11 protein-coding genes are annotated in these 24,466 nt (G+C 73.6%); 6 read left to right on the plus strand and 5 right to left on the minus strand.

Translation table 11 applies throughout. The annotated features are described in order from the left end of the window. The first annotated feature begins 125 nt into the window (after positions 1-125). Genes ACPXBU_RS12585 through ACPXBU_RS12605 form a run of 5 tightly spaced genes read left to right on the plus strand, consistent with a single transcriptional unit; the run spans position 126 to position 4,302 of the window. Positions 126-677, plus strand: a complete 552-nt coding sequence (locus ACPXBU_RS12585) for an RNA polymerase sigma factor (protein WP_425758165.1) — start codon at positions 126-128, stop codon at positions 675-677. After that, positions 674-1,471 carry a zf-HC2 domain-containing protein gene (locus ACPXBU_RS12590; RefSeq protein ID WP_425758166.1) on the plus strand — a complete coding sequence of 266 codons (798 nt, stop codon included), beginning with the start codon at positions 674-676 and terminating at the stop codon, positions 1,469-1,471. Before ACPXBU_RS12585 ends, ACPXBU_RS12590 begins: the two co-directional genes overlap by 4 nt. A gap of 40 nt (positions 1,472-1,511) precedes the next feature. Further along, positions 1,512-2,315 carry an ABC transporter ATP-binding protein gene (locus ACPXBU_RS12595; RefSeq protein ID WP_393366603.1) on the plus strand — a complete coding sequence of 268 codons (804 nt, stop codon included), beginning with the start codon at positions 1,512-1,514 and terminating at the stop codon, positions 2,313-2,315. Beyond that, complete coding sequence (locus tag ACPXBU_RS12600; RefSeq protein WP_425758167.1) at positions 2,312-3,691, plus strand: hypothetical protein; 1,380 nt, start codon at positions 2,312-2,314, stop codon at positions 3,689-3,691. The genes ACPXBU_RS12595 and ACPXBU_RS12600 overlap by 4 nt, the downstream gene beginning before the upstream one ends. Continuing rightward, complete coding sequence (locus ACPXBU_RS12605) at positions 3,688-4,302, plus strand: hypothetical protein (protein ID WP_425758168.1); 615 nt, start codon at positions 3,688-3,690, stop codon at positions 4,300-4,302. Before ACPXBU_RS12600 ends, ACPXBU_RS12605 begins: the two co-directional genes overlap by 4 nt. Positions 4,303-4,333: 31 nt before the next feature. On the opposite strand, the gene ACPXBU_RS12610 is transcribed toward ACPXBU_RS12605, so the two are convergent. Further along, the gene (locus tag ACPXBU_RS12610) at positions 4,334-5,590 is read right to left on the minus strand and encodes a sensor histidine kinase (RefSeq protein WP_425758169.1); all 1,257 of its coding nucleotides are present in this window, start codon (positions 5,588-5,590) and stop codon (positions 4,334-4,336) included. Between the two features lie 168 nt (positions 5,591-5,758). On the opposite strand from ACPXBU_RS12610, the gene ACPXBU_RS12615 reads away from it, so the two are divergent. Then, entirely contained in the window at positions 5,759-7,318 is a 1,560-nt protein-coding gene (locus ACPXBU_RS12615) for a serine hydrolase domain-containing protein (RefSeq protein ID WP_425758170.1), read from the plus strand. On the opposite strand, the gene ACPXBU_RS12620 is transcribed toward ACPXBU_RS12615, so the two are convergent. From ACPXBU_RS12620 to sbnA, 4 genes are read right to left on the minus strand one after another with little or no spacing between them, the layout of a single operon-like run. Beyond that, positions 7,240-15,597, minus strand: coding sequence for an amino acid adenylation domain-containing protein (locus ACPXBU_RS12620; RefSeq protein ID WP_425758171.1), 8,358 nt, complete (start codon positions 15,595-15,597; stop codon positions 7,240-7,242). The two genes, ACPXBU_RS12615 and ACPXBU_RS12620, sit on opposite strands and share 79 nt — an antisense overlap. Then, complete coding sequence (locus ACPXBU_RS12625) at positions 15,594-15,785, minus strand: MbtH family protein (RefSeq protein ID WP_425758172.1); 192 nt, start codon at positions 15,783-15,785, stop codon at positions 15,594-15,596. Before ACPXBU_RS12625 ends, ACPXBU_RS12620 begins: the two co-directional genes overlap by 4 nt. A 25-nt stretch (positions 15,786-15,810) precedes the next feature. Continuing rightward, a complete protein-coding gene (locus ACPXBU_RS12630; RefSeq protein WP_425758173.1) occupies positions 15,811-23,460 on the minus strand; it encodes an amino acid adenylation domain-containing protein in 7,650 nt (2,549 codons plus the stop codon). Next, positions 23,457-24,440: a 2,3-diaminopropionate biosynthesis protein SbnA gene (gene sbnA, locus ACPXBU_RS12635; RefSeq protein ID WP_405427150.1), complete on the minus strand. Its 984-nt coding sequence runs from the start codon at positions 24,438-24,440 to the stop codon at positions 23,457-23,459. Before sbnA ends, ACPXBU_RS12630 begins: the two co-directional genes overlap by 4 nt. Positions 24,441-24,466 lie beyond the last annotated feature (26 nt).

Consider the following 24,466-nt stretch of genomic DNA (forward strand, 5'->3'; position numbering starts at 1 on the left):
CCCGGAGGACGTTCCCGCTGTGGGGGGTGTCACGCCGCGTCGGTCCGACCCGAACGCGGCCAGAATGTGACGGCGGTCACTGTCAGGTCAGAACCGGAGGGGAGGGTCGCGTCGTCTTGCCTGTCGTGAGACGAAGTCTGGACGGACTGGACGAGGGTGAGTTGCTCCGCCGCGTCGCCCGCGGCGACCGGCGTGCCTTCGACGCACTGTACCGGCGTACCGCCCCGTGGCTGACCATCCGGCTGCGTCGGCGGTGCGCCGACGAGGACGTGGTGGCCGAGGTGCTGCAGGAGACGTACCTGGCGGTGTGGCGGTCGGCCGGCAGCCAGGCGCAGTCCTCGGGCTCCGGCAGCGCGGTGGGTTGGTTGTGGACGATCGCCGCGCACCGGCTCGTCGACGCGTTCCGTCACCGGGCCCGACGGGAGCGGATCCCGTCGGTGCAGACCTACGACACCGTGTCTCCGGCGGCCGAGGAAGAGGCGCTCGCCGGTGGATTGGACGCCAACCTGGAGCGGGCCCTGCAGGCGCTGCCGGCGGAGCTGCGTCAGGTGCTGCGCGCGATGGTCCTCGACGGGTTGACCGTGCGGGAGACCTCGCTGCTGCTCGGCATGCCCGAAGGAACCGTGAAGACCCGCGCGCGGCGGGCCCGGATCGCGCTGCGGGAGGCGCTGTCATGACCACTCATCCCACCGAAACCATGATCTTCGAGTACGCCTCCGGCGGTCTCGGCGTCGACGACACGACCACCTGGGCGGTCGAGGCGCACCTGGAGTCCTGCGCCGCCTGCCGGGCCGTCCTCGCCGACGTGACCGATCCCGCCACCCGCGACCTGCTGGACCGGGTGGCCGACGGCATCGCCACCGGGATCGCCAGCGGCCCGCAACCGGTACGCCGGCGGCGGCTGCGGCGTACCGGGGTCGCCGCCCGCGTCCTGCCGTGGCTGGCCACCGCCGCCGGACTGATGCTCGTCGCGGTGCTGTTCGAGCGGACCTTCCACAGCCTGCCGTCGCTGGTGCTGCTCGTCGCACCGATGGCACCGCTGCTGCCGGTGGCCGCGCTGTGGAGCCGGCGACTCGATCCGGCCTGGGAACTGCTGGCCACCATGCCGCGTACCGGGTTGGCGCTGCTGCTGCGCCGCACGCTGGCGGTCCTGGTGGCCGTCATCCCGGTGTTGGCCGTGGCCGGCTGGGGCACCGGGCACTCCCCGAGTCTCTGGCTGTTGCCGGCGCTGGGTTTCACCGCCGGCGCGTTGGCGCTGGGCGGGCTGGTGGGGGTGGACCGGGCCGCCGCCGTACTTGCCCTCACCTGGTCCGCGGGTGTGGTGGCACCGAGCCTGGCCGGCGGCCGACTCCCGGCCGTCCTCGCGGACAGCAGCTCGCCCTGGTGGGCCGTCGGCACCGTGGCGCTGGTGGCCGTGGTGCTCGTCCGGGCCCGACGACGTCCGCTCGGAGGACTCCCCCGGACGTCCTGACCGGACACGACAACACGAATCACTACCGAATGGAGAAGTAATGATGCGTATGGTCAGTGCGGCGGAGACCAGACCGTCCACGCATCCGTGGGCCGTGCACGCCGAGAAGTTGCAGGTGCGAGCCGGACGGCACCTGGCGGTCAACGGACTGAGCCTGGCGTTGGGCACCGGCGTGCACGGGTTGCTCGGTCCCAACGGCGCCGGCAAGACGACGTTGATGCGAGCCCTCGCCACCGTGGTGCAGCCCGCCGGTGGCCGGCTGAGCCTGCTCGGCGAGGACATCACCGCCAAGGCGGACCTCCGTCGGGTCCGCCGTGGCCTCGGATACCTGCCGCAGCACTTCGGCTTCTACCCGCGCTTCACCGTCCGGGAGTTCGTCGAATACCTGGCCTGGCTCAAGGAGATGCCGAAGGCGGTCATCCCGGGCGCGGTGCAACGGGCCGTCGAACGGGTCGGTCTCGCCGACCGCGCCGACTCGCGGATGAAGACGCTCTCCGGCGGCATGCTGCGCCGCGCCGGCATCGCCCAGGCCATCGTCAACGACCCGGAGGTGCTGCTGCTCGACGAGCCGACCGTCGGCCTGGACCCGGAGCAGCGCCTCGACTTCCGCGAGCTGCTGCGCGAGATCGGCCTGGACAGCTGCGTGCTCGTCTCCACCCACCTGGTCGAGGACGTCGCGGTGGCCTGCACCGACGTGGTGCTCGTCAACGAGGGCCGCCTGGTGTGGCAGGGCACCACCGGACAACTGGCCGAGCAGGGTGGCGCGGGCGACGCGGGCGACAGCGCCACCGAACGTGGCTACTCGGCGCTGCTGCGATCCGACCGTGGGCGGGTGCCGGCATGACCGGACGAATCCTGCGCATCGAGCTACGCCGGTCGGCGGCGCTGGGCGTCGCGCTGCTGTTGCTGGTGACCGGCGTGCCGTTGCTGCTCACGTCCACCCAGTTCTTCGCCGGCCGGTGGATGCAACTGGCGGTCATCGCCCGGTCGATACTCGTGGTGCTGCTGCCGCTGGCGCTCGCCGGTGGGGCGTGGCTGGGTCGACGCGACGCCCGTCACCGGGTCGGCGAGTTGTTCACCAGCACCGCCCGACCCCGCTGGCACCGCACCACGGTGACCGCCAGCGCGCTCGCGATCACGGTGGTGGTCGCGTACACGGTTGTGTGTCTCGTCGCGGCCGGATGGGTGGTGCCGACGGCGGGCTACTTCCCGGGCGCCACAATCGTCGTCGCCGCCGTCGGTGTGCCGGCACTGATCGCCGCCGGCTGGCTGGGCATGGCCGCCGGCCGGGCGGTGCCCCGGGTGATCACCGCACCCGTCGTCGCGGTGGCCGGGTTCGCCGTGCTCGGGCTCGTCCCCGAGTTCGTGCGGCAGCCCGAACTCGACGCGGCGGTCATCCGACCCGAACCCTCGGCGCTGCTGCTCGTCCCGGTCATCAACGAACTCGACGACTTCCAGACGATCATGCCGCGGGTCAGCGCGCTCCAGACACTGTGGCTGGTGGCGCTCGCCGTCACCGGACTGCTGCTGCTGGGCATGGCCCGCCGTCGCGCCGTCGCGCTGGCCGTACTCCCGGCGGTGCTCGGCGCCGCGGTGGCCGTACCGCTCCTGCCCGTCGGCGGTACGCGCGGCGCCGCGGTCGTCGACCCGGTCGCCATCGAGCTGGTCTGTGACAACGCCGGCCCGCAGGTGTGCGTGACACGGGTGCACGCCGAGCTGTTGCCGGACGTCGTCGGCCCCGCCCGCCAGGCTCTCGCCATGATGGCGGCCAAGCTGCCCAACGCACCCGTGCGGGCGGTGCAGACCCAGCAGGTCACCTTCTGGGCACGGCTGGATCGGAGCACGGCACCGGCACGACATCCCGCCGACACGGTCGTCTTCGACACCCCCTCGTTCGACCGCCTCGGACGCGCCGACCTGTCCGGCGACTACTTCCTGCCGTCCCTGCTCGAGGCCGCCTGGCAGCAGGAGTGCGCCGACCGGCCGGTTCAGGGCGACGAGTACCGGGCCCGGATCGTCGCCGCCGCCTGGCTGACCGGTCGACCACCGGCCCCGCCCGGCTGGGACCCCGCGGAGATGGAGCTGCTGGTGGGCGCGTACCAGGCGCTTGTCAGCCTCCCGGAGGCCGAGCAACGGCGTCGGATGGCGGCGGCACGCGAGGCGGCGCTGGACTGCCAGGGCGACGGCCTCACGGCGGTCCTGCCCCAGGCCCAGCCGTGAGGTGGCTCCAGCTCCACCTACGCTCCCGCCGGGTCCCCCTCGCGCTGACCACCGCGACCGCGCTCATCGCGTTGGTGTGGGCCCTGTCGCTGGCCTACACCGACTCGACGACGATCAACATCCGCACGGCCAGCCTCGTCATCATGCTGGCGGTGGTCGCGGTCGGCACCACCCTCGGCGGCGCCGACGACGCCCTCGACCGCACCGCGGCGGTCAACTGGCCGCTCCGACGCGCCGGGCACCTGCTCCTCGCCGGCGCCACGATCACCGCCCTGCTGACCCTCAGCACGGTCACCGACGCGCGCTACGAACCGTTCGCCCTGCTGCTGCGCAACACCGCAGGGCTCCTCGGCCTCACCGCCCTCGGCGCCGCCCTCTTCGGTGCCGCCATGTCGTGGATCGCACCGCTGATCTGGACCCTCATCGCGGCCCTGCCCCTCATGGACCCCAGCAGGGACCTGCGGATCCAGGTCGCCGGCTGGCTGATCCAACCCGCCGGCACCACCGCCGCCACGGTCTGCGCCAGCACCCTGGCGGTGGCCGGTCTGCTCGCGTACACCCTGCGGGGCTGCCCCCTGCGGCCCGCCAGCGAAGCCGCCCTGGACCAGTAACACCCCGTCGATGCGGCCCCGCCTGCCTACCTCACGATGCGGCCATCGGGAGGAAGATGTCGATCCGGGTGGGGCCGCCGGTGGGGCTGTCGACGGTGAGGGTGCCGTCGAAGGCGGCAAGACGGCGGCGAACGCCGGCGATGCCGGTGCCGCGGGACAGGTCCGCTCCGCCGCGCCCGCTGTCGGCGACCGTCACCCGGATGCCGGCGGGCGTGGTGGCGAGGGTGACCTGAACGGCCGTGGCGGCGGCGTGCTTGACCACGTTTGTGAGCAGTTCGGCGACGGTGAAGTAGAGAGCCGACTCGATCGGTGGTTCGAGTCTGCCGGTCAGTGTGGACTCGACCTGGGTCGGGACCTGGCATTCCAGGGCGAGCGCCCGGACCGCGTCGACCAGGCCCCGGTCGGCCAGGATCGGGGGGTGGATGCCGTGCACCAGATCGCGGAGCTCCTGCATGGCCTTGCGGGAGTCCTCCTGGGCCTGGCCGAGCAGCGTGCGGGCCGCCTCGGGGTCGCGTTCCAGTGAGCGTTCCATCATCTTGAGCGTCATGCCCATGGCCATCAGCCGTGCCTGGGCGCCGTCGTGCAGGTCGCGTTCGATCCGGCGGATCTCGGACTGCTGGGCGTCGAGGGTGTCGGCGCGGGTGGTGGCCAGGTGTTCGACCCGCTCGGTGAGTCGGGTGACTGTCGACGGGCCGAGCAGGCGGGCCGCCCAGGCGTCCGAGAGCCGGCCCAACCAGGGCGCGAAGATCAGCCCGGCCGCGAGCAGGGCAACGCCGACCACCGCGGCCAGGGCCGCGGTGACGTCGCTGATCAGGGGGACGAACAGAAACCAGGAGCCGTCCCAGGCCTCGGTGGCCCAGCGCCAGGTCAGCGGGGCCGAGAGGCCCCAGAGGCCACCGGCGAGCAGGAGAGCGGGGAGCAGGCCGAGGGTGACGCCCACCGGCCAGTCACCGGCGGCCCAGATCAGGTCGCGCCTGGTGGCCGGGGCGCGAAACGCCCGGCGGCACGCGGTGAGGCCCGCGGACCAGCCGGAGGCAGGGCCCGCGGGTTGCGGGATCTCGGCGACGCCGATGCGGCGGCGGGCGGCGTTGGCGAGGGCGCGGAGGCCGGCCAGGACCGGTGGCATCAGGTAGACGCCGACGCCGACAAGCACCAGGCAGGCGACGATCACGGCGACTGCGGCGAGCAGCACTGCGGCTGCCGAACAGGCCGCACGCCAGGTGCCCTGGCGGACGGCGAGCAGCCCCGACGCGATCCGGGCCGGGGCACGGTCTTCCCGCGGGGTCACGATGAAGATCCTCCATTCGTGCTGATCGCGGCCATTGAACCACGCGCAGAGGCGGTGGGCATGGGTGCTGGCACCCGGTCCGGAACGGGGTCGGGCACGGCAGACCCACCCCCGTGGCGCGCGGAAACATGGAACACGTCAACCGACCGGCACCAGGGAGGAACGCTGATGATCGCCCGCACTCTCGCCGTCGGGGCGGTGGCGCTCACCCTCGCGTCACCCGTCGCCCCGGCCGTCGCGGCCCCGGCCGTCCACCGACCGCTCACCGAGGCGGTCACCGCGGCCGTCACGGACCGCCTGGCCGCCGGGAAGGTGCCCGCCGCCGCGTACGCGGTGGTCGAGGGAGACCAGGTCGTCACCGGCGGATACGGAGCCGGCGTCACGGCCGACACGCCGTTCGTGCTCGGCTCGATCAGTAAGTCGTTCACCGCGCTCGCCGTGCTGCAACTCGTGGACCGGGGTGCGGTACGACTCGACGCGCCGGTCACGGAGCACCTGCCCTGGTTCCGGACGGCGGGGGCGGGCGGCGTGCCGACGGTGCGTCAACTGCTCGATCAGACGAGCGGGCTGCCCACCTCGGCGGGCGTCGCCGACCTGCAGGACACCGGGCGTTCCCTGGAGGAACGGGTCCGGGGCATCGCGATGGTGCGCCCCTCGTCCGCGCCCGGCGAGCGCTTCCAGTACTGCAACCTCAACTTCGCGACGCTGGGTCTGCTCGTGCAGGAGGTCTCGGGGCGGCCATTCGGGGATTACCTGGAGGCCGAGGTGCTGCGGCCACTCGGGATGAGCCACACCTACACGTCTGTCGACGCGGCCCGCGAGGCGGGTCTCGTGCGCGGCACGGTGCCCTGGTTCGGCCTGGCGGTGCGCCGCGAGGCGGCCTCGTTCCCCGGCGCGCTGCCGGACGGATACCTGGTCTCCACGGCCGAGGACATGGGTCACTACCTGCGGATGCAGCTCGGCGACGGCACGTTGCGGGGAAAGCGGGTCATCTCGGCGGACCTGCTGGCACTTATGCAACGGACCGCGACAAGCACACCGGCGGGCGCGGCCGCACCGCACACCGACGGGTACGGCCTCGGTCTCGCCACCGGCACGGCCGGGGGTACGCCGCTCGTCGCCCACGAGGGTGACGTGACGGGCTTCCACAACGACTTCGGTCTGCTGCCGGAGCGGGACACCGGCCTGGTCGTGCTGACCGCCCAGAACTCGTTCCTCCTGGACAACGCGGCCGCGTACACGGCCGGGCTGGCCGTCCTGTCGGGCGAGGAGCCCGCGACGGGTGCCGGTGGCTTCTGGAGCCGTTACCTGATCGTGGACGGTGTCGCCGCGCTCGTGGCGCTGCTGATGCTGCTCCGTGCGGTGCGGTTGGCGCGCGGCCGGGCCCGGGGCTGCCGCCGCAACTCGGCGCGACGGGCACTGCTGGGCATCGTGGGTGCGGTCGTGGTGGCCGCCGCCGCCACCGTCGGGCTGGTGTACGGCGGCGGCGCGCTCGTGCAGGGCTATCCGCTGGACCCCCGGTTGCTGCTGACCAGCGCGCCCGAGGTGGCGGTCGTGGCCGGCCTGTTGCTGGCCTATCCGCTGGTGGGCAGCCTGCTCCGGACGATCGGCGCGCTGCGGCGGGGCCGGCAGCCCGGCCCCGCCGCGCCTCAAACGTCCGCTCCCCAGCCCGCCAGGAGGTCCGCGCCGTACGCGGTCACCACGTCCGCCCTCATCAGGTCGTCGTGACGGGCCGCAACCGGCAGGACCCGGATGGCGCCCGTGACGTGGGGTGCCCAGAGGCCGTCGACCGGGCCACGGCTCGCGGGCTCGTCCGCCTCGGCCGCCACCAGCAGCAGCGGACCGTCGTACCGGCCCGGCGTGAACGCGGCTCCCAGCGCGCCGTGGTGGCGGATGGTCGCGAGCATCGCCCGCAGTCGTCGCGGGGAGAACTCCCCCAGCACCCCGCCGCGCCGACGGGCGAGCGCGCAGATCCCGTCCACGTCGAGCACGTCGACAAGCGCCGCGATCTCCGGGTCGGTCGGGTCGTACCCACCTTCCGCGAGCAGATGAGCGAGCAGGCCGCGATCGTCCTCGGTGTCGTCGAAACCGTGCGCCGGATAGATGTCGAGCACCGCGAGACGATCGACGGTCTCCCCCGCCGCCTGCAACTGCACGGCCATCTCGTGTGCCACGTAGCCCCCGAACGACCAGCCGAGCAGCCGGTAGGGGCCCGACGGCGCCACCGCGCGGATCCGCTTGACGTACCGGGCCGCCAGTTCGGACACCGAGGCGGCGGGGGCGGCGTCCGGGTCCGCCTGGAGCCCCAGGACCCGCTGCGCGGGATCCAGGTGCGGCGAGAGCGCCAGGTACGGCCAGGCCAGCCCGACGCCGCCGTGCACGGTGATCAGCGGCGGACGCGAGTCACCCTCCTGAAGCACGACGAGCGGTGCGAACGCGTCGTCGGCCGCCTCGACCGTCACCTCGGTCAGGGTTTCCCACCACGCCGTGAACGAACGCAGGAGCGCCGTGCCGACCTCCTCGCCGACCAGTCGCTGGGCGAACTCCCAGCGCACGACGAGTTCGGTGCCCTCCAGGGAGGCGTCGACGGCCAGCACGAACGGCTGCGGCAGATCCGCGGCCACCTCGTCGGCCAGGTTCTCGACCCGCTCGGGAGCGAGAGACCAGCCGGCCGCGAATTCGTCCGTCGCACCTGTCGCGCCCAGGTAGTTGACCGAGATCTGCGGCCGCACCCGGTGCACACCGGCCCCGGCCAGCAGCTGCCAGCCCAGACCTTCGTGAGGCACGCTGCCGCGCCGGGCGGCGGCGTCCCGGATCGCGTCCCGCAACCGCTCCGTCGGCGTGCCCGTCGCGGCGGGCGGGTCCAGGCGCAGCGGGAAGCTGCTGGTGAACCATCCGACCGTGCCGCTCACATCGACGGTGCCGTGCAGCGACGTACGCCCGTGTGACTCCAGCTCGACGAGCACCGGGCCGGGTTCGCGTACCTCGGCGACGGCCAGGCCGAGCACCCCCAGCAGCACCGCTTCCATTCCGGTGCCGAGCGCCCCGGCGGCGGAGAGCGCCGCCGCGGTCCCCTCCGGCGTGAGCCGCGTCCAGCGGGTCCGGGTGGTGCCACGGTGGTCGCGAAGCGGATCCATCTCCCCGTCGACCAGGCCACCCGGCGCGGCGGAGGCGATCTCCCGCCACATCGGCAGCTCCGCGGTGTGCCGCGGCGCCTGCTCCCGCAGCTCACTCGCCCAGCGGCGGTAGCTGGTGAGCACACCGGACGCGCCGGTGTCGTCGCCGGCCCAGAGCCGGACCAACTGCGGGACGAGGATCTCCCACGACATCCGGTCCACGGCGAGGTGATGCACGGCCAGGACCAGCCGCCCCGGCACGTCCGCCCCCAGATCCAGGTAGCGGACCTGTACCAGCCGGCCGGCGGCCGGATCCAGGCCCCGACGCGCCTCGGCCGCGAGGGTGGCCACCACGGCGGGCACCTGCCCGGCCTCGGTCGCCGGCAACCGCACCACACGGGTGCACGAGGTGGCCTCCGCGCCGACCGGCGGCACGGTCAGACGCCACCCGGAACCGGTGTCGGTGAGGCGCATCCGCAGCGCGTCGTGCCGGGCGATGAGCGCGTCGACCGCGCCCTCCAACGCGGCCGGGTCCTGTCCCGGCGGCGTGGTCAGCACCGTGATCTGGCTGAACGCCTCCACCGAGCCGACCCGTTCACGCAGCAGGCGTACCGCGGGGGGCAACGGCACCTCGCCGATGCCGTCGTCGTCGGCCTCCACCGTGGACACCGCGAGCGCGGCCGCCAGCGCCTCCGCGGTGCGGTGGACGAAGACCTGCGCCGGGGCGACGGCGTAGCCGAGCGCCCGGACGGCGGAGACCGCCCGGACCGCGCGGATGCTGTCGCCACCCACGGCGAAGAAGTCCTCGTCGGCACCAATCTCGGAAACGCCTATGACGTCGGCGAAGGCCCGGCAGAACGCCTCCTCCACCGGACCGCGCGGCGGTCGTCCGGACCGCTCGGCGGCGACCGTGGCGGGTGCGGGGAGTGCCTGGCGGTCCACCTTGCCGTTCGGCGTGAGGGGAAGCCGGTCCAGCACCACCCACGCCGCCGGCACCATGTACGCGGGCAGGAGGGCCGCCACGCCCGCGCGCAGGGCCCCGGCCTCGACCGGGCCGGCGACGTAGGCGACGAGGGTGTTCGCCCCGCGCTCGTCCTGCGGCGCGGTGACCACGACGTCACGCACCCCGGCCTGCGCACGGACCGCGGCCTCGATCTCACCCAGCTCGATCCGGTGCCCGCGCACCTTGACCTGGTGATCGCGGCGTTCGCGGAACTCGAGCTGACCGTCGGGTCGCCAGCTCACGTTGTCGCCGGTGCGGTAGATCCGGCTGCCGGCAGCGAAGGGGGACGCGACGAAGCTGGTCGCGGTGAGGCGAGGGTTGCCGATGTAGCCGACGCCGACTCCGGCACCGCCGACGTACAGCTCGCCGACGATGCCCGGTGGGCAGAGTCGCAGCTGTTCGTCGAGCACGTACAACTGCGTGTTGCGGATGGGGACGCCGATCGGGGCCGACGCCCGGTCCAGTGGATCCGCCTCGCGCAGCACCGCGTGGGTGACGTCGTCGGAGCACTCCGTCGGACCGTACGCGTTGACGACCGGGATCCCCGGGTACCGGGCGAGCCACCGCGAGACGTGCCGCCCGGGAAGGGCCTCGCCGGTGACGACGAGCCACCGCAGCCGATCGAGCGGTGGCGGGGTCAGGCCCGCGTCCCAGGAGTCGAGCATCGGGGCGAGCAGCGACGGCACGATCTCCAGCACCGTCACGTCGTGCCGCACCGCGTCGTCGAGCAACGCCTCCGGGTCGGCGACGCGCGCGCGGGCGGGCACGACGATCCGGCCGCCGGTGAGCAGGCCGGCGAACATCTGCCACACGGAGATGTCGAACGTCAGGGCCGCGTTGTGGACCGTGACGTCCGTGTCGTCGAGGTCGAGGTCCACGACCTTGGCCAACAGATGGTTGATCATGCCGGACCACGCGACGACGGCGCCCTTGGGCCTGCCGGTCGAGCCGGAGGTGAACAGCGTGTACGCCAGCGCCCCCGGCACGGCCGGCGGGATCTCCATGGGCACGGTCGCGGGGCTGCCGTCCGGGGCGGGGTGCACCACCACGGGTACGGTGCCAGCGGCCAGGGTACGGGCGGTCGCCTCGTACTCGGGCGCGCAGAGGATCGCCGCCGCACCCGATTCGATGAGCGTGCCCGCCGATCGTGCCGTCGGCGCGGCGGGGTCCACGGGTGTGTACGACGCACCGGCCCGCCAGACACCGAGGATCCCGGTGATCGCCGCCGCGCCGGGCTCGGCGATCAGCAGCACGGAACCGCCCCGGGGCACGCCGGCCTCGGCCAGGCTGGCCGCGACCAGCGCGCCGCACACCTCCAGGTCCCGGTAGTCCAGGGTGGTGCCGGCCTGCTCGTCGACGACGCCCACCCGCGCCGGCTCGTCGGCGGCGGTACGGGCGAGCCGGGCGAAGAGGTCCACGTCGGCGGCATCCTCGTCGCCCGCCCCACGGGCGAGCAGTTGGGCGCTCTCCTCGGCGAAGAGGGCGTCGACCCTGGCCAGCGTGGGTTCGGTGGTGAGCCGGTCCAGCAGCAGCACCGCGCGGCGGGCCAGCAGCTCGGCGGTCTCCCGGTCGAAGAGGTCCGCCGCGTACTCGAGATGCAGGTCCAGGGTGTCGCCGGCGGCGTCTCGGCGCTCGACGAACTCGAACGACACGTCGAACTTGGCGGTCCCGGTGTGCAGACCGCCGAGTTCGAGGATGTCCGGGTCGGCGGGCCGCTCGTCGACGGTCAGTCCCAGCATGGTCTGGAACAGCGGATGCCTGTTGGTGACCCGCTCCGGCGCGAGTGCCTCCACGACGTCCTCGAAGGGGACGTCCTGCACGGCGAAGGAGGCGAGGTCCGCCTGGCGTACCCGGGCGAGCAGGGCCGGCACGGTCGTGACCCCGCGCAGGTCGGTGCGGAGCACGACGGTGTTGACGAACATGCCGACCAGGTCGTCGGTGGTGTCGTCCTGGCGGCCGTGCACGGCGACGCCGAGCGGGATGTCCGAGCCGGCGCCCAGGGCGCGGTAGAGCACCGCGACGGTGGCCTGCAGCATCATGAAGAGGGTGGCCTGCGCGGACGCGGCCGTCGCGCGGGCCCGACCGAGCACCTCGGCGGGAACGGCCACGCTGACCAGGCCGCCCCGGTGGGTTTCGGTGTCCGGTCGCGGCCGGTCGTACGGCAGGGCCAACTCCGGTGGGAGGCCCGCGAGCAGGTCCCGCCAACGGTCCAGGCCCACGCCGCGGTCCCGGGTCAGCTCGGCGGCCGCCACGTCCTTGAACTGCAACGGCAGCGGCGGCAGCACGGCCGGGTCGCCGTCCCGGCGGGCCCGGTAGCCGGTCATCAGGTCACGCAGCAGCGGTGTGAAGGATCCGGCGTCGACCGCGACATGGTGCATGACCAGCAGCAACAACTGCGCCCGGCCGTCCTCCGGCGCGCCGAGATACGCCCGGATCGGCACCTCGGTCGTCAGGTCGAACGGCACCGCGGCGGCCGCCTGCGGGTCGGTGAGCTTCCGCACCGGCACCCGGCCGGGCGTCGAGGGGAGCACGACCTGCTCGGCGCCGTCGGCCGTGGATACGTAGACGGTCCGCAGGATTTCGTGCCGGTCGAGCAGGTCGTCGAACGCGCCGCCGAGCGCGGCCACGTCGACCGGGCCGGCGAGCGTGACCAGCAGGGGCACGTGGTACGCGCTGCGGTCCCCACCGAGCTGGTCGAGCAGCCAGAGCCGGAACTGGGCCGGGGAGAGGGGCCCCCGGTCGCCGCCCAACGGTCGGATCGGTTCACCGGTGGCCTCGTCCGAGCCGATGGCACGGGCGAGGGTCCGGGGGGTGGGGTTCTCGAAGAGCAGCCGCAGCGGCAGTGGCCGGTCGAACGCGCGGCGCAGCCGGCTGATCAACCGGGTGGCCGTCAGCGAGTGCCCTCCGCCGGCGAAGAAGTCGAGGTCGGCGGGGACGTCGACGCGACCGAGCACCTCCCCGAACTGCTGCTGGACCAGGTCGAGCACCGGATCCCAGCGCTCGGTGGTGAGGGTGGCCGGTGTGTCCCGCACCCCACCGAGCGCCTCCAGCGCCCGACGGTCCACCTTGCCGTTCGCGGTCAGCGGCAGCTCGGCCAGCTCGACCAGCTCGCTCGGCCGCATGTACGCGGGCAGTCCCTGGGCGAGCACCGCCGTCAGTGCGGCCCGATCGAGCGGTCCCGCGGCGGGCACCACGTACGCGACGAGCACCTGGTTGTCGTCCGCGTCCCGCACGGCGTGCGCGACGGCGGCGCCGACGGCCGGCTCGGCCAGCAGCAGCGCCTCGATCTCCCCCAGCTCGATCCGGTGACCCCGGATCTTGACCTGGTTGTCGGAGCGCCCGAGATAACGGATCCGCCCGTCCGGGGCGACCTCGCAGACGTCACCGGTCCGGTACATCCGGCTGCCGGGCGGCCCGTACGGGTCCGCGACGAACCGGGCCGACGTCAGCGACGTGTTGCCCTGGTAGCCGCGGGCCACCCCGTCGCCGGCGATGTAGAGCTCGCCGGCCACGCCCGTGCCGACCCGGCGCAGCGAACGGTCCAGCACGTACGTCCGGGTACGCCAGATCGGCAGGCCGATGCGGGGCGCACCGCCGTCGGCCACGATCTCGTCGGCGGTGGACCAGACGGTGGTCTCGGTCGGCCCGTACACGTTGAGCACACGTCCGGCCTTGACGGCGAGCGTCGTCGCGAGTTGCTCGGAGATGGCCTCACCGCCGGTGAGCACGGTCAGGCCGGTGAGCCCGTCCGGGCGCTCGGCGGCGAGCGTGTGCCAGAGCGACGGTGTCGCCTGCATGACGGTGATCTCACGACGCAGCAGCAACTCGGCGAGACGGTCCACGTCGCGGACGTCGTCGCCGGTCGCGACCACGATCTCGGCTCCCACCAGCAGGGGGCCGAGAAGTTCGAGCCCGGCGATGTCGAACGCGAACGTGGTGACCGCGAGCAGCCGGTCGTCCGGTCCGAGGCCGCTGCGTGCGTTCATGTCCTGCAACAGGTTCGCGATCGCGCCGTACGAGACGACAACGCCCTTGGGCAGGCCTGTCGACCCGGAGGTGTAGATCACGTACGCGGCATGGTCCGCGCGCAGCGGCGCGAGCCGGTCGGCGTCCCCCGGCCACTCGTCCGGGCGGACCGCCAGCGCCGCGCGGGTCTCCGGATCGTCGATGACAAGCAGCGGAACGCCGTCGGCTCCGGGGACCCCCGCGTCCGCGGCAGCACGGTCGACGATCAGCAGCGCGGGACGGGTCTGGCCCAGCACGTACCCGATCCGGTCGGCGGGATAGTCCAGGTCGAGAGGAAGGTAGGCGCCGCCGGCCGCACCCACGGCGGCCGCGGCGACGACGAGGTCTCGGCGTCGACCGCAGGCGATGCCCACCACCGCCTCGGGGCCCACCCCCTGGGCGATCAGCTCCCGAGCCAGGCGCGCGGTCGCCGCCGCGAACTGCGCGTACGTGTAGTCGCCGTCCCCGTCGCTGACGGCGGGGCGGCCGGCGTGCCGTCGTACGGAGTCGGCGATCAGCTCGGGCACCAGCGCGGCCGTCGGCGCGCCCTCGTCGTTGGTCCCCGTGCTGGTCAGCGCCCGGCGCTCCGCACCGGTCAACGTGTCCAACTCGGAGAGTCGACGGTTCGCGGCGCCGGGAACGGCGTCGAGGAACGCGGCGAGGCGGTCCGCCCAGTGCACGACGGTGTCGCGGTCCAGCTTCTCCGGCGCGACATGGAGCCGGATGCCCTGCCCGGGGACGACGACCACGGTCAGTGGGTAGTGCGTGGAGTCCCGGCCGGACACCCCCTCGATCGTCAGTCCGGCGGCGCGCAACGCGCTGTCGTCGACGACACCCAGCGGGTAGTTCTCGAAGAGGAGCACACTGTCGAAGAGCGGGCCGAGGCCCGCGATCTCCTGGATCTCGGCGAGGCCGAGGTGCTGGTAGGGCGTGAGGTCACGGCCGCCGGCCTGGAGGGTGGCGAACGTCGATCTCAGCGTGGCAGCCGGGTCCAACTCGACCACGACGGGCACCGTGTTGATGAACAGGCCGACCATCTGGTCGAAGCCGGGCAGCTCGGGGCGACGGCCGGAGACGGTGGCGCCGAACACGACCACCCGTCGGTCCAGCAGCGCGCCGAGCAGGACCGCCCAGGCGCCCTGGACGATCGTGTTGAGGGTGAGCCCGTGCGCGCGCCCCCAGCGCTCGATCTCGGCCATCCGCTCCGCCGAGATGGGCAACTGGATGTCGACGGGCATTCGGGTCGGCGAACGCAGCTCGCCGGCCGCCAGGGTGGACGGTTCGGTGAGCGGGGCCAGCGAGCGCCGCCACGCCGCACGGGCCGCCTCGGGGTCCTGCGCCTTGAGTGCCCGCAGGTGGTCGCGGTAGCGGCCGGTCCGGGGCAGCGCGGCCGAGTGCCCGGCGTACGCGGCGAGCAGGTCGCGCAGCAGCACCGGCACCGACCAGCCGTCGACCAGGAGGTGGTGCAGGGTGAGCACGAGGCGGTGCCGGTCGGGCCCGCGCGAGACCAACAGGCAGCGCAGCAGCGGCGCCACGGCGGTGTCGAACGGGCGCAGCCGCTCCTCGTCGGCCAACGCCAGCAGCGCGGCGTCGGCGTCGTCCGGCCCGATGCCAACCTCCCGCCATGGCGCCTCGGCGCTTGTCGCGATGACCTGGACCGGATGGCCCCCCCGGTCGCGCCGGAATGACGCGCGCAGCGTCTCGTGCCGCTCGATTGTCGTCTGGACCGCGGCGCGCAGCCGGTCGGCGTCCAGGTTGCCGCGCAGGTCCACGGTCACCTGGATCGCGTAGAGGTCGACGTCCTCGGTGAGGTCGGCGTGGAAGAGGAGACCCTGCGCGAGCGGGGAGAGCGGCAGGATCTCGGCGATCGCGGAGCCGCTCAACGGATGCTCAAGGGGCGCAGGTCGGTCCAGTGCTGCTCGATGTAACTGAGCGCCTCCGCCCGGGTGGTGGTGTCGAGCGCGACCTGCCAGCCGGCCGGCACCTCGGCGAAGGACGGCCAGATCGAGTGCTGCTCCTCGCTGTTCACCAGCACCAGGAACGTGCCGGCCTCATCGTCGAACGGGTTCATGTCAAAGTCCTTCCGTCAAGGGTGTTCAGGAGAGGCCAAGCGCGTCGGCGAGCTCGTCCAGCGAGGCCGTTTCCTGGTCGAGTAGGAGCAGGTCGTCAGGTGTCAGCTCGGTGGCCCGCGCCGTGGCCGCGGCGACGCCGGTGAGGGCGGCCAGTGCCTGCTCGAACAGCTCGCGTAGCTGTCCGGCGTCCTCGGCGGTGAGCAGCGCCGGCGCCCAGAGCCAGCGGGTGACCAGGGCGGGCCCACCGACCCGCTCCACCACGAGGGCCTCCAGCTCCAGCACGTGGTGCAGGGGCATCGCCGGGTCCGTGTGCCCGGCTCCGCCCGCGCCGAGCGGCCGCAGCCCGCTGCCGGGACGCGCGGTGTCGGCCCGGCCCAGGTAGTTGAAGCCGATCTCCGGCTCGGGCAGCTCCGCCATCCGGGCCGCCGTCTCCGGGTCGGCGTAGCGCAGCATGCCGTACCCGATCCCGTGGTCCGCCGCGTGCCGCATCTGGTACGCGACCCGGGCGATCAGCTCGGCCGCCGTTTCCGGAGCGGAACCGGCGAGCAGGGCCGCCAGGTCCAGACCGGCCAGATCGAACCGTGCCGGCCACTCGGTGGTGAACCAACCGACGGTTCCGGACAGGTCGACGCCCGCCGCGATGTCCTCGCGGCCGTGGCCCTCGACGCGCAACAGCACGTCGGCGGTGGCGTCTCGGCGCTGCCGCCAGGCGGCGAGCGCGACGACGTACCCGGCGAGCAGGACGTGCGAGATCTCGGTGCCGTCCGCCGCGAGCAGGGCGCGGGTGATCTGCGGGGGGACGTCGTGCGCGGCGCGGCGCGCCGAGCCGAAGACGTCGCGGTCCTGGTCGAGCGGTGCACCGCCGAGCGGCCCGGGGGCCGCCCGCAACCGGGAGAGCCACGCGTCCAGCTCGCCCCGCCGCTCGGGTGAGGCGGCCTGGTCCTGGACGATGCCCGCCCAGCGCCGGTACGCCGTACCGCCCGGGACCGGGTCCGGTCCGAAGCCGCCGCGCAGTTCCTCGCCGAGACCGTCGAGCAGGATCCGCCACGACACCCCGTCCACGACGAGGTGGTGCACCTGAAGCCCGACGAGCGCGGTGCTGCCGGGCGCGTCCTCCCAGAGGACGGCCCGCACCATCCGGCCGGCCCACGGGTCGAGGCGAGCCACCGGCCAGGTCTCGACGTCCGCCATGCTCGCGTCGTCGCCGGTGGCCGGTGACGACGCCATGGCCGGGCCCGATCCGGTGCCGGGCGGCGGCACCCGCAGCCCGTCGTCGGTGAGCGACGCGGAGAGCATCGGGTGACGGGCGGCGAGGCGATGCAGGGCCGCTCGGACGGTCTCCGTCGCCGCCGGGGCGTCGAGCCGGACCAGCACCGACTGGCTGAACTCGCCGATCGCCGTGGTGCGGCCGAGCAGCCACCTGGCGACCGGCAACGGCGCGAACGTCCCCGCGTGCTCGGCAGGGGCGTCCGCCGGGACCGCGACGCTCGCCGTGGCGGCGAGCGCGGCGGGCGTCCGAAGTTCGAGGACCTGCCGCGCGGTGACGGTCAGCCCCCGCTCGCGGGCCCTGGCGACTGCCGTGACCGCCAGGATGCTGTCGCCGCCGAGCAGCAGGAAGTCACCGTCCGCGCCGACCGCGTCGAGCCCAAGCACGTCGGCGAGGACCTCGCCAAGCGCCTGGGCGACCGGGTCGCCACCGGCACGGGCGGGCGCCTCCGCGTCGTAGCGGGGGGCGGGGAGGCGGGACGTGTCGAGCTTGCCGTTGAGGGTGCGCGGGAACTCCCGCACCTCCACGACGGCCTGCGGCACCAGGTGGGCCGGAAGGTCCACGGCGAGCCGGGACCGCACCTCGGCCGTACTGATCCGCAGGCCCGCCTCCGGGATCACGTAACCGACCAGGCGGCGGTCGCCCGGACGGTCCTCGCGGACCACGACGACGGCGTCGGCGATGCCGGGCACCCCCAGGATCGCGGCGCGCACCTCACCGGGCTCGATCCGGAAGCCCCGGATCTTCACCTGGTCGTCCGTACGGCCGAGGTAGTCGAGCTGGCCGTCGGCGGTCCACCGGACCCGGTCGCCGGTCCGATACATCCGTCGACCGGGCTCGTACGGGTCGGCGACGAACCGGGTCGCGGTCAGGTCCGGACGGCCCACGTACTCGCGGGCCACCAGGGGACCGGAGACGTAGAGCTCACCCGGGACTCCCGGGCCGACCAGGCTCAGGTCGTCGTCGAGGACGCGGAGCCGGGCTCCGCTGATCGGCCGCCCGATCGTCGGCTCCGTCCCGGGCGTCAGCGCGCCGGTCATCGACGCGCAGACGGAGGTCTCCGTCGGGCCGTACGCGTTGATCATGTGATGGTCCGGCGCCCAGCGCTCGGTGAGCTCACGTGTGCAGCGCTCCCCCGCCGCCACCACGTACATGCCGGGGGTGAGCACCGTGCCGGCCGGGAACGCGGTCAGCACTGTCGGCGGCACGCAGAGCAGCGTCGCCCGGTGCCGCCGCACGAACTCGGCGAGCGGTTCGCCAGCCGTACGCTCCTCGGCGTCGGGCACCAGCAGCAGCCCGGCACACGCCAGCGCGGTGAGGGACTCCCAGGTCGCGGCGTCGAAGCCGATGGAAGCGAACTGCACCACGCGCAGCCCGGCGCCGACGCCGAAGACCTCGCGCTGGTTGTCGAGCAGTGTCCGCAGGCCGCGGTGCGGCACGAGCACGCCCTTGGGGCGACCCGTCGATCCCGAGGTGAAGATGACGTACGCCGGGTGCTCCGGGAGCAGCGGGCGGCGGCGCTCGTCGTCGCGGACGGGATCAGCGGGCTGCGCCGCGGCGAATCCGCGGAACGGCTCCTCGTCGAGGACCACGACGCCCGGCCGGTCGCCGGGCAGATCCGCGCTCGCCCGGGTTACCAGGCAGGCGGCGGCCCCCGCGTCCGCGCAGAGCACGCGCACCCGCTCCGCCGGGTTGTCCGTGTCGATCGGCAGGTACGCCGCGCCGGCCTTGAGTACCGCCAACAGCGCGACGATGGTCTCCGCCGAGCGGGGCACGACGACCGCCACCGTGTCGTCCGGCCCGAGACCGCGTCCGATCAGGACACGCGCCCAGCGGGAGGTGATGTCGTCCAACTCCCGATGGGTGAGCACGGTGTCGCCGAAGAGCAGGGCCGGCGCGTCCGGGTGGGCCGCCACGACCTCGGCGAGCAGATCCAGCACCGTGCCGTTCGGGCCCGTGGCCACGCCGCCCCGGCCCAGCGTCAGCAGGGCTTCCAGCTCGGTACCGACAGGGCCGGCCGCAGCGCGTCGGTCCGGGTCGGCGGTGAGCGCGGTCAGGGCGCGCCGGAGACCGGCGACGATCTGATCCACCCGTTCCGCCGAGAGCGCCGCGGTCGCGTACTCGACGCGGCAGCGCAGCTCCGGCTCGCCGTCGGCCCCCGCGGCGTCGTCGAACTCCAGCGCGAGGTCGAACCGGGCCTGCCCGGTCGGCAGCACCTCGACCGTCGCGCCGGGCCAGGTGCGCGGCACCCGGTCCTGGTACGCCAGCACCACCTTGATCAGGTCGGGGCCGGCGTCCGAGACCCGGCGGGAGATGGCGTTCACCACCTCGTACGGCAGGTCGCCGTGTTCCAGAGCGCGCAGGTCCGCCTGGCGCACCCGGGAGAGCAGCTCCCGCCAGCTCGGCCGCCCGGAGAGGTCCGTGCGCAGCACGACCGTGTTGGTGAAGAACCCGACGACCTGCTCCCAGACCGGGTCGGGCCGCCCGTGCACGGCGGTGCCGATCACCTGGTCGCGGTTGCCGGTCAGCTCGGCGAGCACCACGCCGAGGGCGGCGTGCAGCACCATGAACGGGGTGACGACCTGGTCCCGGCAGACCCGGTGCAGGGCGGTACGCAGCTCGGCGGGCAGCCGGAAGTCGACGGTCCCGGCGGCGCGCGGCCCGGCGGGGGCGGGTCCGCTCGCTGCTCGGTCCCAGCCCGGCGAGGGCGCCAGCCCCGCCAGCGTCCGCTCCCAGTAGGCGGTCCGGGCGCTCAGCCAGTCCCCCGGCTCCTGCGTCACCGTCTTCTGCCACATGGCGAAGTCGCGGTACGTGGGTTCGACGATGGCCCAGCTCGGTGCCCGCCCGTCCCGGCGGGCCTCCAACGCGGTGCGCAGGTCGTCGAAGAGCATCCGCAGGGACCAGCCGTCGCAGGCGGCGTGGTGCAGTGTGACGAGCAGCGCGTCGGCACCGGCCTGACGCAGCAGCACCGCGTCGATCGGCAGGTCCCGGTCGAGCCGGATGGGTCGCGCGACGCGCCGCCGCACCACCTCGTCCAGCCGGCCCTCCGGGACGGTCTCCTGCGTGAGCAGCGGCCCGTCGATCGGCACGACCCGCTGACGCAGGCCGTCGCCGTCCATCAGGAGCCGGGTGCGCAGCACGTCGTGCCGCTCGACCAGGTCACGCAGCGCGGCGTCGAGCGACACCGGGTCCACCGGCTCGGCGAACCGCAGGAGCACCGGGATCTGGTAGGCGACCTCGTCGGGGTCGAGCTGCTCGAGCGTCCACAGCCGGCGCTGGCCGGAGGACGCCACGGCATCGTCGCCGGCGGGCACCGCCGGCGGCGGAGGTGGTTCGATCGCGCCCGCCGGCCCGGCCGCGGCGAGCGCGGCGGGTGTCGGGTCGTCGAAGAGCTGCTCCAGCGTCACCGCCAGGCCGAGCCGGCCCTGTAGCCGGGTCACCAGCCGGGTGGCCAGCAGCGAGTTTCCGCCGAGCTCGAAGAAGCTCTGCCGCGGACTGACCCGATCGAGGCCGAGGATGTCCGCCATGACCGCGGCGACCAGGCCGACGGCCTCGGAGTCGGACCGCTCCTCGTCGTCTACGGCGTACTCCGGCTCGGGCAACGCCCGGCGGTCGACCTTGCCGTTGCGGGTGAGCGGCAGCGCGTCGAGCCGGACCCATGCCTCCGGGACCATGTACTCGGGCAACTGCCGGGCCACCTCGTCGCGGACCAGCGCCGGATCCGCGACACCCACCAGGTAACCGCAGAGCCGCCGGACGGCTCCGCTGCCGGTCACCGCGACCGCGCAGTCCGTGATCCCGGGTACGCGGCGCAGCGCCGACTCGATCTCGCCAAGCTCGATCCGGTGCCCCCGGACCTTGACCTGCGCGTCGAGCCGGTGGAGGAACTCCAGGGCGCCGTCGGCGCGGCGCAGCACCAGGTCACCGGTGCGGTACATGCGCTCCCCCGACCGCGCCGCGAACGGGTCGGGCAGGAAGGTCGCGGCGGTGCGGGCACCCAGGCCGAGGTAGCCGGGGCCGACGCCGACGCCACCGACGTACAGCTCGCCGCGTCCGCCGGGAGAGACTGGTCGCAGGAACTCGTCGAGGACGTAGAGGCGGGTGTTGCGCAGGGCGCGACCGATCGGCGCGCGGCAATCGTCAAGCGGGCCGTCGATGAACGCGTGGGTCACGTCGTCGGAGCACTCGGTCGGCCCGTACGCGTTGACGAGCGGGACCGACGGCACCGACGCGAGCCAACGCCCGCAGAGGTCGGCGGGAAGCTCCTCGCCGGTCGCGACCATCCAGCGCAGCCCGTGTGGCACCGGCAGGTCCGCGCCGTCGGCCCACTCGTCGAGGATGGCGCGCAGCAGCGACGGCACCACCTCCAGGACGGTGACCGCCTCCCGGGTGACGACGTCGAGCAGCGCGTCCGGACGGGTTGCCACCGCGCGCGGGACCATCCGGACGGTGCCTCCGGAGAGCAGTGGGGCCATCATCTGCCACACCGAGATGTCGAAGGTCATCGGCGCGTTCAGGACCGTGACGTCCACCGGGCCGAGGCCCAGGTCTTCGACCTTGGCCAGCAGGTGGTTGTGCATGCCCACCCAGTCGACCATCGCCGCCTTGGGCCGGCCGGTCGAGCCGGAGGTGTAGATGACGTAGGCGAGGCTCCGGCCGTGCCGGGGCTGCGCGATGTCGACGATCGGCGTCGTGCTGTCCAACTCCCCGAAGCCGTGCACGGGCACGGTCGCGGCGACAGTGGCGGCCAGCGCGCCGCCGATCAGCTCCGCGGGGACCAGGAGGCAAGCCGGTGCGGCGTCGAGGACCAGCCCCACGTTGCGCTCGGCCGGAGCGCTCTCGTCGATTGGCAGGTAGGCCGCGCCTCGGGCCCAGACCGCGAGAATCGCGACGAGGGTCTCCACGGACGGACGGGCGACCACGGCGACGAGGTCACCGGCGCCGATTCCGTGGTCGCGCAGGCCACCCGCCGCGGCGGCGACGGCGGCCGCGAGGGCCCCGTAGTCGTGGGCGGTCACCCCGTCGCTGACCGCCGGCCGGTCCGGGGCCCCGACGGCGGTGTCGCGCAGGGCGGTCAGCAGGTCCCTGCCGCCGGTCGGCCGCTCCGGCCCGACCAACGCGGCGGCGGTACCCGCGGCGAGGTCGCGGGGGCCGTCATCGGTACGCAGCGCGTCGAGCACGGCCAGCAGGGCGTGCACCTGGGCCTGCGCCTGCTGGCGGTCGTACATCCGGGGGTTGACGTTCCAGTGCACGTCGATCGAACCGTCGGCCCGGTCGTGAAAGGCGACCTGGACGTCGTCCACAGGTCCGGTGGAGACGTCGCGGATCTCGGCTGTCGCACCCTCCATGAGCAGGTCACCGCCGTAACCGAGCACGTTCACCACCGGGCCGAGCGGACGCCGGTCGGCGGACGACAGGTTCAACGCCCGCCGGACGCCGCCGACGGGGAAGCGCTGGTGACGCAGCAGCGCCTTGACATCCGCGGAGATCCGGCGGACCAGGGTCGCGGTGTCCTCCCACGGGTTCAGGCGGACGGCCAACGGCAGGAAGTTGGCATACATCGCCGGGGAGTTGCGGACCGCGTCGCCGGCCCGGCGGGCCACCGCCATGGTCAGCAGGAACTCCCGGCGTCCGGTCGCGCGGGCGGTGTGCAGGGCCATGGCCGCCACGGCGAGCGCCGGCCAGGTGATCTTCAGCTCTCGGGCCCGGAGCCGGAGCGCGGCCGCCGCCTCCGCGCCGATGCTGCGGGTGATCCGCAGCTCACCGTCGGGCGCCTCCCATTCGGCGTCGCCGAAGAGGGTCAGCGCCGGGGCGTCGGCGGCCATCTCCGCCCAGAACGCGGCGTCCCGGTCGTGCCGCTCCGAGTTCAGGTACTCCTCGTCGTAGGCGACCACCCCGGCGAGCGGGGTGTACGCCGGCTTCGGCTCCGCACCGCCGAGCTCGTTGTAGATCTCGACGATCCGGCGGCCGATGAGCCCACCGGAGTAACCGTCGAATGCGGCGTGGTGCGCCTCGAAGTAGAAGTGGTGGTGGTCCGGGCCGAGCCTCGCGATGCTCGCCCGGAACGTCTGCCGGTCCAGCTCCATCCCGGTACGCAGCCGCTCGTGGTGCCACGCGTCCGGTTCCTCGTCGGTACGCCCCGAGAGGTCGAACTCCTCGAGTACCCAGTCGTCCCGCGAGTGCGGCACCTGCACGGGAACGCCGTCGCGCAGCTCGAACCCGACGTGCAGCGCGTCGGCCTCGTGGATGGTGCGGTGCACAGCGGCGCGCAGCCGGTCGAGATCGATCGCGCCATGCATCTCGACGAGGCCGCCGACGATCATCGCGGGGTTGCCCGGCGCGGCTCGCTCGGCCAGCCACATGCCGTACTGGGTGCTGGTCAACGGTAGTGCGGTGGGTGTGGTCATCCGGCCATCTCCTCGACGACTTGCACGGGCTGGTCCAGGGCCGGGAACGTGGTGGCCACCCACGTCTGGTCGTACACAGTGGACAGATAATGCAGGCCCATGTCGGGGGCGAGCGCGACGCTCGTGAGCCGGCCCTCCGGGTCGTGCTCGGCGAGCCAGCGGTCGGCGCCGGCCACCACGGTTCCGGTGGAGCCGCCGAAGAGGAAGCCCCGCGCGGCGAGCCGGCGGCAGGCGCGGACGGCCTCCTCCTCGGCCACCATCACGGTGTCCGAGAGCAGTGACCGGTCCAGCATCTGCGGGTCCAGGCTGGAGCCGAGACCCGGGATGAACCGGGTGCCGGGAGGTCCGCCGAAGTTCACCGAGCCGTAGCTGTCGATGCCGACGACCCGGGTACGCGGATGGTGGTCCGCGGCATACCGGGCGACACCGGCGATGGTGCCGGTGGTGCCCGCCCCGATGAACAGGACGTCGACGTCGGGGAACTCGGTGAAGATCTCCGGGCCGGTGGTCTGGTGGTGGGCCTGCCAGTTCCGCGGGTTGGCGTACTGGTTGAGCCACAGGTAGCTGCTGTCGTCGGCGCACAGCTCACGGATGTGGTCGATCCGCGCGCCGAGGAAGCCGCCGTGCGGGGTGGGCTCGTCGATGATGTGCACCTCGGCGCCCATGGACCGCATGAACGCCAGGGTGGAGGGGTTGCACCGGGCGTCGGTCACGCAGGTGAACCGGTACCCGGAGCTCGCCGCGATGACGGAGAGGGCGACGCCGAGGTTGCCCGACGAGGACTCGATAAGGTGTCGGCCGGCGTGCAGCTCACCGCTGCGCTCCAGCTCCTCAACCATGTAGCGGGCGGTTTTCAGCTTGATCGACCCAGCGAAGTTGAGGCCCTCGCACTTGAGGAGAACGGTACGTCCAAGGACCGCGGTGAGGTCAACGAAGAGCGAGTCGACGTTGAACTCGACGGGATTGTCGATGATGGTCACAGTGGGGCCTTCCGAGAAGGATGGAG

Source organism: Micromonospora sp. DT231, assembly GCF_049847025.1.
Classification (GTDB): Bacteria; Actinomycetota; Actinomycetes; order Mycobacteriales; family Micromonosporaceae; genus Micromonospora.